The 16,129-nt window shown below is 76.2% G+C and carries 15 protein-coding genes and 2 pseudogenes; 5 read left to right on the top strand and 12 right to left on the bottom strand.

Annotated elements, in window-relative coordinates; translation table 11 throughout:
- The 3 genes and pseudogenes from ABD353_RS36435 to ABD353_RS36425 form a co-directional block, all read right to left on the bottom strand.
- Positions 1-353: pseudogene (locus ABD353_RS36435) on the bottom strand (hypothetical protein); the annotation flags it as partial.
- Positions 354-519: 166 nt separating this feature from the next.
- A complete protein-coding gene (locus tag ABD353_RS36430; protein WP_344628009.1) occupies positions 520-1,428 on the bottom strand; it encodes a GNAT family N-acetyltransferase in 909 nt (302 codons plus the stop codon).
- Between the two features lie 65 nt (positions 1,429-1,493).
- Positions 1,494-2,432: an AraC family transcriptional regulator gene (locus ABD353_RS36425; protein WP_344628008.1), complete on the bottom strand. Its 939-nt coding sequence runs from the start codon at positions 2,430-2,432 to the stop codon at positions 1,494-1,496.
- A gap of 235 nt (positions 2,433-2,667) precedes the next feature.
- Here ABD353_RS36425 and ABD353_RS36420 point away from each other — a divergent pair, with 235 nt between their 5' ends.
- Positions 2,668-3,159, top strand: a complete 492-nt coding sequence (locus ABD353_RS36420) for an anthrone oxygenase family protein (RefSeq protein ID WP_344628007.1) — start codon at positions 2,668-2,670, stop codon at positions 3,157-3,159.
- A gap of 37 nt (positions 3,160-3,196) precedes the next feature.
- Positions 3,197-3,529, top strand: a complete 333-nt coding sequence (locus ABD353_RS36415) for an antibiotic biosynthesis monooxygenase family protein (protein ID WP_344628006.1) — start codon at positions 3,197-3,199, stop codon at positions 3,527-3,529.
- 44 nt (positions 3,530-3,573) lie between these two features.
- Here the strand turns inward: ABD353_RS36415 and ABD353_RS36410 are convergent, their stop codons facing one another.
- From ABD353_RS36410 to ABD353_RS36385, 6 genes are all read right to left on the bottom strand, one after another.
- Entirely contained in the window at positions 3,574-4,458 is an 885-nt protein-coding gene (locus ABD353_RS36410) for an ECF transporter S component (protein WP_344628005.1), read from the bottom strand.
- A complete protein-coding gene (locus ABD353_RS36405) occupies positions 4,455-6,065 on the bottom strand; it encodes an ABC transporter ATP-binding protein (protein ID WP_344628004.1) in 1,611 nt (536 codons plus the stop codon). The genes ABD353_RS36410 and ABD353_RS36405 overlap by 4 nt, the downstream gene beginning before the upstream one ends.
- Positions 6,062-7,168, bottom strand: a complete 1,107-nt coding sequence (locus ABD353_RS36400) for an energy-coupling factor transporter transmembrane protein EcfT (protein WP_344628003.1) — start codon at positions 7,166-7,168, stop codon at positions 6,062-6,064. The genes ABD353_RS36405 and ABD353_RS36400 overlap by 4 nt, the downstream gene beginning before the upstream one ends.
- A gap of 21 nt (positions 7,169-7,189) precedes the next feature.
- Positions 7,190-7,840 (bottom strand): SCO2322 family protein, encoded by a 651-nt coding sequence (locus tag ABD353_RS36395; RefSeq protein ID WP_344628002.1) that lies wholly within the window; start codon positions 7,838-7,840, stop codon positions 7,190-7,192.
- Positions 7,837-9,177: an SCO2321 family membrane protein gene (locus ABD353_RS36390; protein WP_344628001.1), complete on the bottom strand. Its 1,341-nt coding sequence runs from the start codon at positions 9,175-9,177 to the stop codon at positions 7,837-7,839. The genes ABD353_RS36395 and ABD353_RS36390 overlap by 4 nt, the downstream gene beginning before the upstream one ends.
- A 331-nt stretch (positions 9,178-9,508) precedes the next feature.
- A complete protein-coding gene (locus ABD353_RS36385) occupies positions 9,509-10,108 on the bottom strand; it encodes a TetR family transcriptional regulator (protein ID WP_425555326.1) in 600 nt (199 codons plus the stop codon).
- 204 nt (positions 10,109-10,312) lie between these two features.
- Here ABD353_RS36385 and ABD353_RS36380 point away from each other — a divergent pair, with 204 nt between their 5' ends.
- Genes ABD353_RS36380 through ABD353_RS36370 form a run of 3 tightly spaced genes read left to right on the top strand, consistent with a single transcriptional unit; the run spans position 10,313 to position 13,487 of the window.
- Positions 10,313-11,629 (top strand): glycosyltransferase family 4 protein, encoded by a 1,317-nt coding sequence (locus ABD353_RS36380; protein ID WP_344627999.1) that lies wholly within the window; start codon positions 10,313-10,315, stop codon positions 11,627-11,629.
- Positions 11,630-11,679: 50 nt separating this feature from the next.
- A complete protein-coding gene (locus ABD353_RS36375; protein WP_344627998.1) occupies positions 11,680-12,414 on the top strand; it encodes a class I SAM-dependent methyltransferase in 735 nt (244 codons plus the stop codon).
- The gene (locus tag ABD353_RS36370) at positions 12,411-13,487 is read left to right on the top strand and encodes a prenyltransferase/squalene oxidase repeat-containing protein (RefSeq protein WP_344627997.1); all 1,077 of its coding nucleotides are present in this window, start codon (positions 12,411-12,413) and stop codon (positions 13,485-13,487) included. The genes ABD353_RS36375 and ABD353_RS36370 overlap by 4 nt, the downstream gene beginning before the upstream one ends.
- Before the next feature lie 68 nt (positions 13,488-13,555).
- Here ABD353_RS36370 and ABD353_RS36365 read toward each other — a convergent pair whose 3' ends face one another.
- From ABD353_RS36365 to ABD353_RS36355, 3 genes and pseudogenes are all read right to left on the bottom strand, one after another.
- Positions 13,556-14,404, bottom strand: a complete 849-nt coding sequence (locus ABD353_RS36365; RefSeq protein ID WP_344627996.1) for a hypothetical protein — start codon at positions 14,402-14,404, stop codon at positions 13,556-13,558.
- 215 nt (positions 14,405-14,619) lie between these two features.
- Entirely contained in the window at positions 14,620-15,576 is a 957-nt protein-coding gene (locus ABD353_RS36360) for an N-acetylmuramoyl-L-alanine amidase (RefSeq protein ID WP_344627995.1), read from the bottom strand.
- Between the two features lie 7 nt (positions 15,577-15,583).
- Positions 15,584-16,129, bottom strand: a pseudogene (locus ABD353_RS36355) (hypothetical protein); the annotation flags it as partial.

Below are 16,129 nucleotides of genomic sequence, written 5' to 3'. Positions count from 1 at the left end.
GGGAGGGTCAGGGCGGGGGGGTCCAGGCAGGTGGCGCGGGGGGGCGCCACCGGCCGGGCCGCGGAGTCCGGGCGCTGCGGGGGCGCGCCCGGCGGTGCGGCCGGCGGCGGGGGGGGGGCGGTGTGCGCGGCGGGCGGGGTGGTCGGCGGCAGGGTCGTCGCGAACGGGTCCGGGCCGGGCCCGGCGTACGGCCGGCCGTGGCCGCCGCCCGCCGCGACGTAGGGTCTGACCAGCGGCGGACCCTCCAGATGCGGCAGCACGGCCGTCTCGGTGACATCCGGGGACGAGGAGGCGCACGCGCAGCCGACGGCCGTCCGGACCGTGCCGCACAGCGGGCAGAGCTCTCCCGGCATCGGCCGGTCCTCCTCGGTCGGTGTGACGAACGCGCCCGATTATGCAGGAGGTTGCACGGGTAGGACAGGGAGGTCCTGTGACGGACGGCGGCCTTGTCCTATTTGATGGTGAAACGGCCGGGATGAACGGTCGGTGACGTCCCGCCGTCCCCGCGGTGCGCCACCGCTACGCCCCGCCGCCGCTGACGTCCCGCGAGCGGCTCTCCTCCAGCACCCGGTACCCCGCGGTGGTGTACAGGTTCATCGCCACGGTGTTGCCGCCGAACACGTTGAGCATCAGCGCGCCGTCGCCGGCCGCCAGGACCGCCCGCTCGCCGGCCGCCATCGCGGCCCGGCCGAAGCCCCGCCCGCGTTCCTCGGGGAGCACGTCCAGCGAACAGCCGAAGGTGACGCCCGGCAGGAACCCGTGGTGCAGCCAGCCGGTGCCGACCGTCCGCCCCTCGGCCTCCAGCACCAGCAGGGCCTGGCCGGGCGTGGCCATGTCCTCGGGCAGCATCCGCGCGAAGTCCGCCGCCGACTTGGCCCGGGCCTCCTGCTCCGTGTGCGAACCGGCGCGGAGCATGTCGAACACGTACGCGTCCTCCTGCTGCGCCCGCCAGGCCGGGTACTCCTCGGCCGTCATCGGACGGGCCGTCACGGCGCCCTGCTCCACCGACGCCGCGGTCAGCTCCTTCATCCGGTTCTGGCCGCGTACGGCGTACCCGTCGAAGAGCGGGTCCGAGCCCGTCACCCGCGCCTCCACCCGCGCCGCGCCGCGCTCGGCGCACCACCGCTCGGCCCACTCCAGGGCCGCCGGGCGCAGCCGCCCGTGCCCCGGTTCCGTCCACACCTCGCCGATCCGCCCCACCGGGGCGCCGTCCCGGTCGGCCACCCCCACCGCGACGCAGCCGACCGTCCGGCCGTCCGTCCGGACGTCCGCGACCGTCCACGTCCCGGCCAGTGCGCGCTGCTGCTCGGCCAGCTCCTCGGCGGCCGCGGCGGACAGCCCCGCCGCGCGGTAGCGGGCGGCGAGGCGCTGCAGATGGGCGGGCAGCCAGGTGTCCCGGTCGGCGCCGGGTGCGATCTCCAGGGTCATCCGGGCACGGTAGGCCGCGCGGCGGCCCGGCTGCGAACGGTTTTCCCCCGGCCGCGGCGGCCGGATCAGCCCGCGCGGTGCTCCCGCGGACTCACCCCGCGCACCCGCTTGAAGGCGCTGCTCAGCGCGAACGGACTGCCGTAGCCGACCCGGCGGGCCACCGCGGCGAGCGTCGCGTCCGGCTCGCGCAGCAGGTCCGCCGCCAGGTCCAGCCGCCACCCCGTCAGGTACGCCATCGGCGGCTCGCCGACCAGCTCGGTGAAGCGCCGCGCCAGCGCCGCCCGGGACACCCCCGCCTCCGCCGCCAGCGAGGCCACCGTCCACGGCTCGGCCGGCCGCCGGTGCACCAGCCGCAGCGCCCGCCCCACCACCGGGTCCGCGTACGCCCGGTACCAGCGCGGCGGGGCCGCCTCCGGGCGGGCGAACCACTCGCGCAGCGCCGTGATCAGCAGCAGGTCCAGCAGCCGGTCGAGGACCACCTCCTGGCCCGGCGCGTCCCGGTCCATCTCCTCGCCGAGAAGCGCCGGCAACGGCGAGGACCAGGCGTCCGCGGGCACCACCGCGACCGGCGGCAGCGCCCGCAGCAGCCGCCCGTTCACCTCCCCGCGCAGCTGGTACGTGCCGGTCAGCAGCACCGTCGCACCGTCCGTGCGCTCGCCCCAGGACCGCCCGCCGAGGTCCATCTCCTCGCACAGCGGGGCGCCCTGCGGATCGGTGGACACCTGCCCCGGGTGGATCACCACCCGCACCGGCGTGTCCGGCCGGTCCGCCACCGTGTACGGCTCCGGGCCGCGGACGATCGCCAGGTCGCCCGGCGCCAGCGCGACCGGACCGCCGGCCGCGGGGACGATCCAGGCCGTGCCGCACACCAGGCTGACCACCGTCAGCGGAGCCTCGTCGCGCACCGCCACCGCGAACGGCGGCGCCAGCACCGAGCGCAGCAGGAACGCCCCCTGCGCCCGTGGCGCGGCGAGCAGCCCGGCGAGTCCGTCGACTGCGTCCATGCGGCCAGCCTAGGAGCGGCAGCACCGGGGGCGCGGGGAACTGCGAAGTTCGGGGGTGGTCGTACCGGCGATCAGGGCCGACCCTGGTGGCTTGCCCCTGAGGAACTGCCCTGCCCCCGGGGTTCGCTTGGACGCGTGCGTATGCGGGTGAGCGGCTCGGCCATGGGCAGGGGGGCGGGGCGCCGGTTGACTTGACGGCATGACACGGATCCGGGGGGAATCGGAGGTGCGACCCATGGCAACGGCACTGCTGCTCGCGGCCACCGTCGCGACGGGACTGATGGCGGGCCTCTTCTACGCGTTCGCCTGCTCGGTGATGCCGGGCCTCGGGCGCAGCGGCGACAGCACCTTCGTCGAGGCGATGCAGCGGATCAACACCGCCATCCTCAACGGCTGGTTCGCCGCCGCGTTCGTCGGCGCCCTGCTGCTCACCGTCGCGGCCGGCGCCCTCCACCTCGGCGGCGGCGGACGGCCGGCGCTGCCCTGGATCGCCGCGGCCGCGCTGCTCTACCTGGTGGTGCTGGTGGTCACCATGGCGGTCAACGTGCCGCTCAACGACCGGCTCGCCGCGGCCGGTGAACCCGGCTCGCTCACCGACCCGGCCGCCGTCCGGGCGGCGTTCGAGCAGACCTGGGTGCGCTGGAACACCGTCCGGGCGGTGCTGAACACCGCGGCGTTCGGCTGCCTCGGCTGGGCGCTCGTCCTCTCCGGACGCGCCGGGGCCTGACCGCCGTCCGGGTGTGAGGTGGTGCAGGATGGGAGGCATGTCCGTAGTGAAGATCAACGTGCTGACCGTGCCGGCCGAGATGCGGGAGACCCTGGAGAAGCGGTTCGCCGCCCGCGCCGGGGCCGTGGAGAACTCCGACGGCTTCGAGTGGTTCGAGCTGCTGCGCCCGGTCGAGGGCACCGACCAGTACCTGGTGTACACCCGGTGGGCCAGCGAGGAGGCGTTCAAGGCCTGGATGGAGGGGCCGATGCAGGCCGCGCACCGCCAGGGGCCGCCGGCCGAGGGTGGCGAGGCGCCGAAGCGGCCCGCCGCCAGCGACTCGGTGCTGTGGTCCTTCGAGGTGGTGCAGTCCGCCGGGCCGAAGGCCTGACGGGATCCGAACGGTGAGGGGGTACGGCCGCCGGCCGTACCCCCTCAGTGCTGCTCGGCGGGCTCGTCGGCGTCCGCTGCCGCGGGCGCCCCGGCCGGCGGTGCGAAGGCCACCGGCGCGCCGAACGCGGCCCGGCGGGTGGTGCGCCGCAGTGCCCGCAGCACCGGGCCGCCCACCGTCAGGCAGAGCACCGCGGTGAGCGCGGCCCGGGGCAGGTCCCAGCCGAGCGAGGTGGTCAGGCAGTAGAGGGCGAAGCGCGGCAGGTTCGCCGAGAGCGGGTCGCCGGGGACGAAGGCGATCGAGCTCGCCTGCCCGGCGATGTACGGCCAGCCCTGCAGGTTCATCACCGTGCCGTAGGCGACCGCGGCCAGTGCCCCGTACCCGGCGAGCAGCAGGTGCTCGCCTCGGCCGCGGAGCCCGTCCGAGCCCGGCAGCAGCCCGGCGCCGAGGCAGACCCAGCCCATGGCGAGCATCTGGAACGGCAGCCAGGGGCCGACCCCGCCGGTGAGCAGCGCCGAGGCGAACATCGACACCGCGCCGAGCACGAAGCCGAAGCCGGGCCCGAGCACCCGGCCGGCCAGCACCATCAGGAAGAACATCGGCTCCAGGCCGGCGGTGCCCGCGCCGAGCGGCCGCAGCGCCGCCCCGGCCGCGGCCAGCACCCCGAGCAGGGCGACGGCCTTGGCGTCCAGGCCGGGGGCGCCGCCGCCGGCCGAGCGGCCCTCGGAGATCTGGGCGACCACCACGGCCAGCAGCAGCGGCAGCATCAGGGCGAACAGCCAGGGCGCGTCGGCGGAGTGGCCGACCAGGTCGGAGCCGGGGGAGGCGAGCAGCGGCCAGCCGAAGGCGGTGACGCCGATCGCCGAGAGCAGGGCGAGCGCCGGGCCGGAGCGCCGCCCGAGCGGGGCCGGGCCGGCCGGCGCGCTCACAGCTCCTCCCCGAGCTCCGAAGTGATCTGGCGGAGCGTCAGCCACGGCTGCGGCGCGAGGACCTTGGCGATCTGCGGGGCGAAGGACGGTGCGGCGGTGACGACTTCGGCGGTCGGGCCGTCGGCGACGACCTCGCCCTCGGCCAGCACCACGGTGCGGTGGGCGAGTTCGGCGGCGAGCTCGACGTCGTGGGTGGCCAGCAGGACGGCGTGCCCGGCCTCGGCGAGGCCGCGCAGCACCGTGACCAGGCGGGCCTTGGCGGCGTAGTCGAGGCCGCGGGTCGGCTCGTCCAGCAGGATCACCGGGGGTGCGGCGGTGAGCACCACGGCCAGCGCCAGGGTGAGCCGCTGGCCCTCGGAGAGGTCGCGCGGGTGTCGGTCGTCGGCCAGACCGGGCAGCAGTCCGGCGACCAGGGCCCGGCAGGTGCCGGCGGGGGCGCCGGCGTCCTTGTCGGCGGAGGCGCACTCGGCGCCGACGCTCTCGGTGCACAGCAGGTCGCGGGGCTCCTGCGGAACGAGCCCGATCCTCCGGACGAGTTCGGCGGGCCTGGCCCTGTGCGGGACGAGGCCGCCGACCCGGACGCTGCCGCCGGACGGGGCGTGCAGGCCGACCAGGCTGCCGAGCAGGGTGGACTTGCCGGCGCCGTTGCGGCCCATCAGCGCGGTGGTCCCGCCCGCCCGCAGCTCCAGGCCGATGCCGCGCAGCGCCGGGACGGGCCCGCGCTCGACCACCAGCCGGTCGACGGCGGCCAGCACCTCCCCGCCCGGCGCCGCGGCCGCGGGCGGGGTGCGGTCCGCGAGCCGGGTGCGCAGGCCGGCGGCCCGGCGGCGTGCGTCGCGGACGGACAGCGGCAGCGGCGACCAACCGGCCGCCCGGCCGAGCGCGACCACCGGCGGGTGGACGGGGGAGTGCGCCATGACCTCGGCCGGCTCGCCGAGCTCCGGGGCCCGCCCGGGGCCGGGCAGCAGCAGCACCTGGTCGGCGTACTGGACGACCCGCTCCAGCCGGTGTTCGGCCATCAGCACGGTGGTGCCGAGGTCGTGGACGAGCCGCTGCAGCACCGCCAGCACCTCCTCGGCGGCGCCCGGGTCGAGCGCCGAGGTCGGCTCGTCCAGCACCAGCACCCGGGGGTGGACGGTGAGCACCGAGCCGATCGCGACCCGCTGCTGCTGGCCGCCGGAGAGCGAGGTGAGGGCGCGGTCGCGCAGGTCGGCGAGGCCGAGCAGGTCGAGGGTCTCCTCGACGCGGCGCCGCATCACGTCCGGAGCGAGGCCCAGCGACTCCATCCCGTAGGCGAGTTCGTCCTCGACGGTGTCGGTGACGAAGTGCGCGAGCGGATCCTGCCCGACGGTGCCGACGACGTCGGCGAGGTCGCGCGGGCGGTGGGTGCGGGTGTCCCGCCCGGCGACGGTGACCCGGCCGTGCAGGGTGCCGCCGGTGAAGTGCGGGACGAGCCCGCTGACCGTCCCCAGCAGCGTCGACTTGCCGGAGCCGGACGGGCCGACGACCAGGCAGAGCTCGCCCTCCGGCACGGTCAGGTCGACCCCGGTCAGTGCGGGCTCGGCGGCGTCGGCGTAGGCGACCGACACCTGCTCGAAGGTGATCACGAGCTCCTCCGGGGCGGGACGGGGGCGGCCGCGGCCGGCACCAGGCCGATCAGCACGGCGGCCACGGCGGGCAGCGGCAGGGACGGCAGCTCCGGCGGCACCACGGACGGGGCGAACGCCGCCGGGTACCGCCCGGAACACCAGACGGTCAGCGCGGCGACGGCGATGCCCGAACCGGCCACCAGCCACTCGCGGACGGCCCACGGATCGGGCCGGTAGCGGGTGCGCAGACTGCGACGGCCGCCCAGCAGCAGCCCGGCGCCGGCCGAGGCCAGGCCGAGCAGCAGCACCGGCAGCGCCCAGCCGCGGCCGGCCGCGCCGAGCAGCCCGTACAGGGCGGCGCAGATGCCGAGCAGGCCGAGCAGGGTGAGTGCGGCGGTGGCGTGGGCGAGGCGGCGCGGCACGTCGGCGGTGCGGCCGAAGCCGCGGGTGTCCATCGCCGCGGCGAGCGCGACCGAGCGTTCCAGCGCACCCTCCAGCACCGGCAGCCCGACGCTCAGCAGGGCGGCGACGCCGCGGTCGTCGCGGCCGCGCAGCCGGCGGGCGGCCCGCAGCCGCCGCACGTCGGCGACCAGGTTCGGCGCGAAGGTCATCGCCACCACCGCGGCGAGCCCGGCCTCGTACAGGGCGCCGGGCAGGGCGCGCAGCAGCCGGGTCGGCGAGGCGAGCGCGTTGGCGGCGCCCACGCAGACCAGCAGCACGGCCAGCTTCAGCCCCTCGTACAGGGCGAACAGCAGGCCCTCCAGGGTGATCGCGCCGCCCACCCGGACGCCCTGCGCCCAGGACGGCAGCGGTAGCTGCGGCAGGGTCAGCAGCACGTGGGTGCCCTGCACCGGCGAGCCGAGCAGCACCGTGAACGCCATCCGGATGCCCAGCACCAGCAGCCCGAGCCGCAGGAACGCCCCGTACGACCGGGACCACGGCTCGTCGCCGCGGCGGGCGGCGACCACGTACCCGGCGACCGCGCCGATCAGCAGGAGCAGCAGCGGGTTGGTGGTGCGGGAGGCGGCGGCCGCCAGGCCGAGCGCCCACAGCCACCAGGCACCGGGGTGCAGGTGGCGCGGGCCGACGGCGGGGCGCGCGGCGGTGCGGGTTCGTGGCACGGCGGGTCTCCGGACGGGTCGTCAGCGGCGGCGGCGCAGCTGCCACCAGGCGCCGGCACCGAGCAGCAGGACGAGGACTCCGCCGAGCACCGGGCCGGTGAGGCCGGTGCCCCCGGACGGGGAGCCGGAGGCGGCCGGGGCACCGGCGTCCACCGCCTCGCCGCAGCCGGCCCGCGGGTAGCCGGCGATCGCGCACAGCATGCCCGCGCTGTCGTAGCGCAGCGGCGGGGCGACGGCGGCGAGCACCTCGGCCGAGGTGGCGGCGGCCGGTACCGAGGCGCAGGCCGTCCGGGCGGCGGGCGGGGCACCCGCGCCCTTCGGGGCGTCGGCGGGGGTGCCGAAGTCGAGCACCACGCCTACCCGCTTGCGGCCCTGCTGCGCCGGGGTGGCCGTGCACAGCGCGGCGAAGTCGCCGACGGCGCCGGGCCGGGCGGCCTCCTTCCCGCCGTCCGGGCTCAGCGCGAACCGCCAGCCGTCGACCGTGCCGTCGGCCGGCACGTACACCGCCGGGCCCTGCTGCTGGTAGGCCCAGGCGCCGCCGCTCGACTTCCAGAACGACCAGTAGCGGTAGTCCGCGGCCTGCGCGGGGCCGACCGGCAGCAGGACGAGCAGGACGGCCGGGACGGCGGCGGCGAGCAGCGCCGCCGCCGTCCGGCGCAGCGCACCGGTCACTGCTGCCCGTCGTCCTTCGCCGGGGTGCCGGCGGCGGCCGCGGCGAGCCGGCCCCAGAGCGTGGGGGTGATCATCAGCCCGCCGCCGATGCCGACCACCAGGCCGGTGCCGACCAGCCAGATCGGCGAGAAACCGCCGTTGTCCTCGCCGTCGGTGATGCCGGAACCGGGCGCCGCGGTGCCGTCCGGGTTGGCCGAGGCGGCCGACGCCGCCGCGGACGGCAGCGAGAGCGGCTTGGGACCGGAGTCCACCAGCAGCTGCACCAGGTTGGTGCCGCCGAAGTTGTACGGGTCGAGCTTGGCGGCCTGGGCGACCAGCAGCAGCGCCGCGGCGGCCGCCGGGTCGGTGCCGTTCTTGCCCTTGGCGGCCCAGGCGTAGCCGTTGCCGGCCAGCCAGTCGGCGGCGCCCGCGGCCTGGTGCGGGTGGCCCGCGCGCACCAGCGACAGCACCGCCCAGGAGGTCGCGTTCAGGTCCGGCGCGGGCTCGGCACCGGGAGTGGTCAGCATCAGGTGCTGGCCGTTGGCGTTCAGCTGACCGACCAGGTGCGCGGAGGCGGCCTCGGCCGACTGCGCGGCGGGCACGCCCGCCGCGGCGCCGCCCGCAGGGCAGGCCAGGGCGGCGGGTGCGGCGTCCACCCGGTCGGTGGTGGCCACCGGCAGCGCCCCGCCGGCGGCGGCGAGCGCGGCCGGCCCGGTCGCCAGGCCGTTCGCCTTGGCGTCGGCACCCGGCTGGTAGACGTAGCCGCCGCGCTCGGCGGCCGGAGCGGCGCAGCCCAGCTGGAAGCCGGCGAGGCCGTCCAGGGCGCTGCGGCCGGCCTTGGCGACCTGCGCCGGGTCGGCGTGCGCGGCGGTCAGCGCGCTGACCGCGAGGCCGGTGGAGTCGGCGCCGCCCGGGCCGCCCGGGTTGTACGACCAGGTGCCGTCCGCGTTCTGGTTCGCCTTCAGCCAGGCCACGCCCTTGGCGACGGCGTCCTGGTGGCCGCCGAGCGCGGTGAGCGCCTGCACGGCGACGGCGGTCGCGTTGCTGTCCTCGGTCTTCGGGTCGCAGGCCGCGGCCGCGTCCGCCCGGAACGAGGGCCAGCCGCCGTCCGCGCACTGCTGGCCGGTCAGCCAGGAGACGGTGGACGCGGCCGGGACGACCTTCGCCGAGGCCAGCGCCGTCAGCGCGAGGGACTGGCGCCACACGCCGTCGTAGCTGGGGTCGCCCTTGCCGTACAGCGCGGCGGGCGGGGTGACCGGGGACGGCGCCGGGGTGTCGGCCAGGGCCGGGGCGGCGGCGCCGGCGGCCAGCAGCAGGCCGGCCAGCGCGGAGGCGCCCAGGCGGGCGGCGGTGAGCATGTGAGGGTGAGCCTTTCGGTGAGCGGTGCAGCAGCCCGGCAGGGCTGCCCGTAGACCTCGACGGAACCGGGCGTGCCACGCCCGGCCGGCCGCTCGCCCCGGCCCCGGGCAGTCCGGCTCGCCCGCCGGGCGGGCTCACGGTTGCGGGTCAGCGCCGGATTCGCACCGGCTTCCCCCGGGAGGGGCGGATGGAGTTGTCGTGCGCCCCGACTCTAACGGGCACCCGCGAACCGCTTGCAGCGCGGGCAGTAGAACGCGTTCCAGTTCCAGGCCCTCCGCCCGAGGCGGCTCCTCAGGTGCCCCCACGCGCCCCCGGGTGCCTGGGCGGCCCCTAGGCCGTCGGGGAGAGCAGGCGGGCCGCCGTGTGCAGATCGGCCCGGACCTCGGCGAGGGAGCTGCGGCCGGAGAGCCAGCTCAGCAGCGTCGCGTGCCAGGTGTGCCCGACCACCCGCAGCGCCGCCTGCTGCTCCGCGGTCGGCGGGCCCGGCAGCCGGGCCGCGGCGAGCACGATCTCGGACGTCAGCTCGGCCACCGCGTCCACCTCCCGCCCGACGGAGCGGTCCGCGAAGGACAGCGCCCGCACCATCGCCTCCGCCAGCCGCGGGTCGCGCTGCAGCGCGTGGAAGGCCAGCGTCAGCGTCTCGGCGACCCGCCCGGCCGGGTCCGCGGCGGTCGGCGGATGCCGCTTCACCTGCTCCTTCAGCTGCCGCAGCTGCTCCTCCATGACCGCCACCAGCAGGTGCACCTTGGACGGGAAGTAGCGGTAGAGCGTGCCCAGCGCGACCTCCGCGCCCTCGGCGACCTCGCGCATCTGGACGGCCTCCCAGCCGCCCCGGGAGGCCAGCGCGGCGGCGGCGCGCAGGATCCCGCGGCGCCGCTCGGCCTGGCGCGGGGAGAGCCGGCGGCCGGCAGTGGTGGACACGGTCAACACAGCCCCCAGGGCGTCGACGGGACGGGACCGGGCACGTGGCGTGAATCACCATCCCCGGCCCGAACCGCGAAGCTACGGGCCGGTATCTTCGAGGTCTCTCGTTGTTCACATGCCCGACGACGATGACACACTCCACCGTGAAACGTGATCTACTTTAGCCGCTGCGGCCGCCGAGCCGGGCCGAGTAGGGACAAGGGGACCAGCATGACCGCGTCGCCGCGACCGCTGCGGATCGCCCTCCTCTCCTACCGCGGCGACCCGTTCTGCGGCGGCCAGGGCGTCTACGTCCGGCACCTGTCCCGCGAGCTCGCCCGCCTCGGCCACCACGTCGACGTGATCGGCGCCCAGCCGTTCCCCGTCCTCGACGAGGTCGAGGGCCCCGGCTCCGTCCGGCTGGTCGAGCTGCCCAGCCTCGACCTGTACCGCGCCGACGACCCCTTCCGCACCCCGGCCCTCGCCGAGTACCGCGGCCCGGTCGACGTGCTGGAGTTCCTCACCATGCGCACCGGCGGCTTCCCCGAGCCGCTGACCTTCTCGCTGCGCGCCCGGCAGTTCCTCGCCCGGCACAGAGGACGCTACGACGTCGTCCACGACAACCAGACCCTCGGCTACGGACTGCTCGGCCTGGAGCGGCACGGCTTCCCGCTGGTCACCACCGTCCACCACCCGATCACCGTGGACCGCCGCCTGGAGCTGGAGGCCGCGACCACCGCCGTCAAGCGGCTCTCGCTGCGCCGCTGGTACGCCTTCACCCGGATGCAGAAGCGGGTCGCCGCGCGCCTGGAGCACGTCATCACCGTCTCCGCGAGCTCCGCCGCGGAGATCGTCGAGCACCTCGGCGTCGCCGCCGGCGCCGTCTCGGTGGTGCCGATCGGCGCCGACACCCGGCTCTGGTCGCCCGACCCGTCGGTGGCCACCGTGCCCGGACGGATCGTCACCACCTCCTCCGCCGACGTCCCGCTGAAGGGCCTCGTCCACCTCGTGGAGGCGCTCGCCAAGGTCCGCACCGAGCGCGAGGCCCACCTCGTCGTCGTCGGCAAGCCGCAGAAGGAGGACGGCCCGGTCGCCGACGCCGTCCGCCGGTTCGGCCTGGAGGCGCACATCGACTTCCGCACGGGGCTGACCGACCAGGAGCTGGTCGACCTGTACCGCTCCGCCGAGGTCGCCTGCGTCCCCTCGCTGTACGAGGGCTTCTCGCTGCCCGCCGCCGAGGCCATGGCCACCGCCACCCCGCTGGTCGCCACCACCGGCGGAGCCATCCCCGAGGTGGCCGGCAAGGACGGCGAGACCTGCCTGGCCGTGCCGCCCGCCGACGCCGGCGCCCTCGCCGCCGCCCTCGGGCGGCTGCTCGACGACCCCGCGCTGCGAGAACGCCTCGGCGCCGCCGGCCGCGAGCGGGTGCTGGCCAACTTCACCTGGCAGCGCGCCGCCGAGCTCACCGCCGAGCGCTACCGCGCCGCCGTCGCCACCGGGGCCGGGCAGCGCGCCCGCGCCGGCCGCGGCTGGCGCTACGTCCACTGACGCTTCGCCCCACCTCCTTCAGTACAGCAGCAACGAATGGGAGCCCCGCAGTGCTGACCGTCGATTTCTCCCGCTTCCCGATCGCCCCCGGCGACCGGGTGCTCGACCTGGGCTGCGGCGGGGGCCGGCACGCCTTCGAGGCCTACCGCCGCGGCGCGAACGTCGTCGCCCTGGACCAGAACGGCGACGAGATCGCCGAGGTCCGCAAGTGGTTCGCGGCGATGGAGCAGGCCGGCGAGGCCCCGGCGGGCGCCTCCGCCACCGCCATGGAGGGCGACGCGCTCAACCTGCCCTTCGACGACGACACCTTCGACCGGATCATCATCTCCGAGGTCATGGAGCACATCCCGGACGACAAGGGCGTGCTCGCCGAGATGGTGCGGGTGCTGAAGCCGGGCGGCCTGCTCGCCGTCACCGTGCCCCGCTACCTGCCGGAGAAGATCTGCTGGGCGCTCTCCGACGAGTACCACGAGGTCGAGGGCGGCCACATCCGCATCTACCGCGGCGACGAACTCGTCGACAAGGTCCGCGAGTCCGGTCTGGAGCCGTACGGCACCCACCACGCGCACGCCCTGCACTCGCCGTACTGGTGGATCAAGTGCGCCGTCGGCGTGAACAACGACAAGGCGCTGCCCGTCCGCGCCTACCACCAGCTGCTGGTCTGGGACATCGTCGGCACCCCGGTGATCAGCACCCTCACCAAGGCCGCCGAGAAGGCGCTCAACCCGGTGATCGGCAAGAGCTTCGTGGTGTACGCCTCCAAGCCGCACCGGGACGGCAAGTGACCGCGGCCGTCCCCGACGCGCTGCTGCTCGACGGCGTCCTCGACGCCGAGCAGGCCGCCGCCACCGTCCGGTCGATCCTCGCCGACCAGCAGGCCGACGGCGCGATCCCGTGGTTCCACGGCGGGCACCTCGACCCGTGGGACCACACCGAGGCCGCGATGGCCCTCGACACCGCCGGCGAGCACGCCGCCGCCGAGGCCGCCTACCGCTGGCTGGTCGACCACCAGAACCCCGACGGCTCCTGGTACGCCGGCTACTCCTACGGCCACGGCGGCCCCGACGGCGAGGTCACCAACGCCGCCAAGGAGACCAACTTCTGCGCGTACGTCGCCGTCGGCGCCTGGCACCACCACCTGGCCACCGGCGACGACGCCTTCCTGGAGTGGATCTGGCCCACCGTCCGCCGCGCGCTCGACTTCACCGTCGGCCTGCGGCTGCCCGGCGGCCCGATCGCCTGGCGCCAGGACGAGGACGGCACCGCCCCCGACGAGGCGCTGCTCACCGGCTCCTCCTCGATCCTGCACGCCCTGCGGTGCGGCCTCGCCATCGCCGACCACCTCGAAGAGCCCCAGCCCGACTGGGAGTTGGCCGCCGGACGGCTGCGCCACGCGATCGCCCACCACCCGGAGCGGTTCCTCGACAAGGACCGCTACTCGATGGACTGGTACTACCCGGTGCTCGGCACCGCCCTGCGCGGCACCGAGGCCGAGCGGCGGATCGCCCGCGACTGGGACCGCTTCGTCGTCCCCGGCCTCGGCGTGCGCTGCGTCAGCGACCGGCCCTGGGTCACCGGCGGCGAGAGCGCCGAACTCGCCCTCGCCCTCTGGGCGGTGGGCCAGTCCGACCGCGCCGTCGAGATCCTCCGCTGGATCCAGCACCTGCGGCACACCGACGGCTCCTACTGGACGGGCTACGTCTTCGAGGACGACGCGATCTGGCCCGAGGAGCGCACCACATGGACGGCCGGCGCCCTGCTGCTCGCCGTCGCCGCCCTCGGCGGCGACCACGCCACAGTGGCCGTCTTCGGCGGTGACGGCCTGCCCGCCGGACTGGTCGTCAACGACTGCTGCTGAGAAACCCCGCACACGCCGAAGGGGCGGTACCCGGCCGGGTACCGCCCCTTCGGCGTGGAATCGCCCCGTCAGCCGCGCTGGATGCCGGAGGTGTCGGCCAGCAGGCCGTGCGAACCGTCCGGCAGCTGCGCCACCAGCGCCGCGCCGCGCTGCTCGACCGCCAGGTACCAGGTGCCCGGGACGAGCTCGCCGACCGGCGGGCCCGCCGGGTTGTCCTTGTTCGCCAGCTGGCGGACGGCCGGCACCGCGAACCAGAACGGCTGGAACGGCGCGGCGTCGTGCGCCGGCTGCGGGGCGGGCTGGGCCGCCCCCGGGTAGCCGTAGCCGCCGGCCTGCTGCTCCGCGCCGAAGCCCGGGGTCGGCACCGCACCCGGCTGCCCGGCCTGCGGGTAGCCGTACTGGCCGGGCTGGCCCGCGCCCTGCGGGAAGGCCTGGTACGCCTGCGGCGCCGGAGCGGCCGGCTTGTCCGACAGCAGCGGGCCCTGCAGGGCCGGCACCAGCGGGCCCGCGGCCGCGGCACCGGCCAGCACCAGCGCGGCCAGCAGGCCGAGCCAGGCACCGAAGCCGTGGCTCACGCCCTCACCGCCGCCACCGATCGCCCACAGCGCCGACCACAGCGTCGCGACCGACAGCGCGGTGCCCCACTGGTCCAGGCGCAGCCCGAGGACCTGCCGGGTGGCCGAGGCCTCGCCCTGCAGGCGGTGCACCAGGATCAGCGCCGCCGCGACGATGCCGAGCAGGAACGCCGACGGCAGGATCGGGAAGAGCGAGGCCTTCCACGCGTTCTGGCTGTCCGAGTTGCACCGGCCGGCGATGCAGAACTCGACCGTCAGGTAGGGCAGGAAGGACGCGATGAAGAGCAGTACGGCCGCACCTGCGACGGCGGCGTCTCCCCGCGTGAGAGCGCGCAGATTCACTAACGTTCCCCTCGTTGGTGTGTCGTGGACTGCGTGTCGGGGCGGTCGGCTGACCGGTACGGGACGTCCCCGGACTGCTAGAGCCTAGGGCCCGGGTCGTCCGCTGTGCACAGCGCCCCGGGGAAACCCCCGATTTCGTTGCCAAATCGCCGTGACTCCAGGTCAGCGCACGACCGGCGGACGGGCCGGTGCGGCCCCGCCGGCCGTGCGCGCCGTCACGAGCCCTGGGCCAGGAAGGCGGTCACGGCCTCCGCGATCCCCTCGGCGGCCTTCTGCCGCCACTGCGGGTCCGTCATGTGCTGGGCGTCCGCGGCGTTGCGCATGTTCCCGCACTCGATGAACACCTTGGGCACCCGCGACAGGTTGAGGCCGCCCAGGTCCGTGCGGGTGTCCAGGCCGTCCTTGCCGATGTAGTCGGCGTACGGCTGGCCGGTCGCCCGCTTGAAGGCGTCCCGCAGCTCCAGGCCCAGCCGGTGCGAGGGGTCGACGATCGCCGAGGTGTCGGCCGCGCCCGCGGTGACCTTCCCCGGCATGATCACGTGGAAGCCGTGGGCACCGGACGGGGCGCCGTCGGCGTGCACGGACACCGCCGCGTCCGCCTTCGCCTGGTTGCCGATCCGGGCCCGCTCGTCGATGCACGGCCCGAACGGCCGGTCGCCGTCCTGGGTGAGCACCACGTTCGCGCCGCGCTGCCGCAGGATCTCCCGCGCCCGGTGCACCACGTCCAGCGTGTACGAGGCCTCGCTGTAGCCCGCGTTGGTCGCCGTGCCGGTGGTGTCGCACTCCTTGCGGGCGTTGCCGATGTCCACCTGCTTGTTGATCTCGGTGGTGTGCTTGGTGTTGCCCGGGTTGTGCCCCGGGTCCAGCAGCACCGTGCGGCCGTTCAGCGGCCCCGAACCGGTCGGCGCCGATCCGCTCGGCGCGGGCCCGCCCGCCGCCGGGCCGGAGGACGCCGGAGCGGGCTCCGGCGAGGAGGGCTCCGGCGCCGCGGCCGTACCGGCCGGGGTGGCGGCGGACGAGGCCGCCGGGCGGGAGCCGTCCGCCAGCGCCTGCCAGCCGAACCAGCCGCCCGCGCAGAGCGCGGGCACCGTGCAGACGAGCACGGCGATGCCGAGGCGGCGGGCGCGGCGGGGGCGCTCCGGGTACTTGGGGTCGCTGGTGGTGCCGGTCACGGGTGGTTCAGATCCTGTCCCAGGTGCGCTCGGTCAGACCGTAGGTCTTCGCGATGGCGTTCCATTTCGCCACGAAGTCCTTCTTGGACTGCGTGGCCTGCGGATTGAGGTCGTTGGCGCGCTTCTTGTCGGCCGTGTTCGGGGCGGAGCTGCCCGAGCAGCCCTGGCTCGCCACCGTCCGGGCCCAGGCCGCGTACGCCCGGTCGATGTCGCCCGAGGTCTGCCAGGCGGTCTTCAGGGTCTGCGCGGCCTCCGCGCCGCCCGGCAGGGCGCCGAGGTCCAGCTTGCCGAGGTCGGCGACCAGCTGGTCGCGCTGGGTGGCGCCGTCGTCGAAGACCTGGGCGGCGCTCGCGATCTCCGACTTGTCCGGGCAGCTGGTCACCTTCGCGACCGCGCTGCCGATCGGGGCCTTCGCGTTCTCGCCGCGGGCCAGCAGCCCGTCCAGCGCCTTCGCCTGCCCCTCCGCGCCGGCCCCGGCGCTCGCGCTGCCGCTCGGCCATCCGGCCGCCGACCCGCCCGCTGCCCCGGACGGCGCCGCACCACCGGCCCCGCC

This window comes from Kitasatospora arboriphila (assembly GCF_039528095.1).
In the GTDB taxonomy this organism is placed as follows: domain Bacteria; phylum Actinomycetota; class Actinomycetes; order Streptomycetales; family Streptomycetaceae; genus Kitasatospora; species Kitasatospora arboriphila.
Note: the sequence above shows the minus strand (reverse complement) of the source record. Positions and strands in the feature narration are given on the sequence as shown.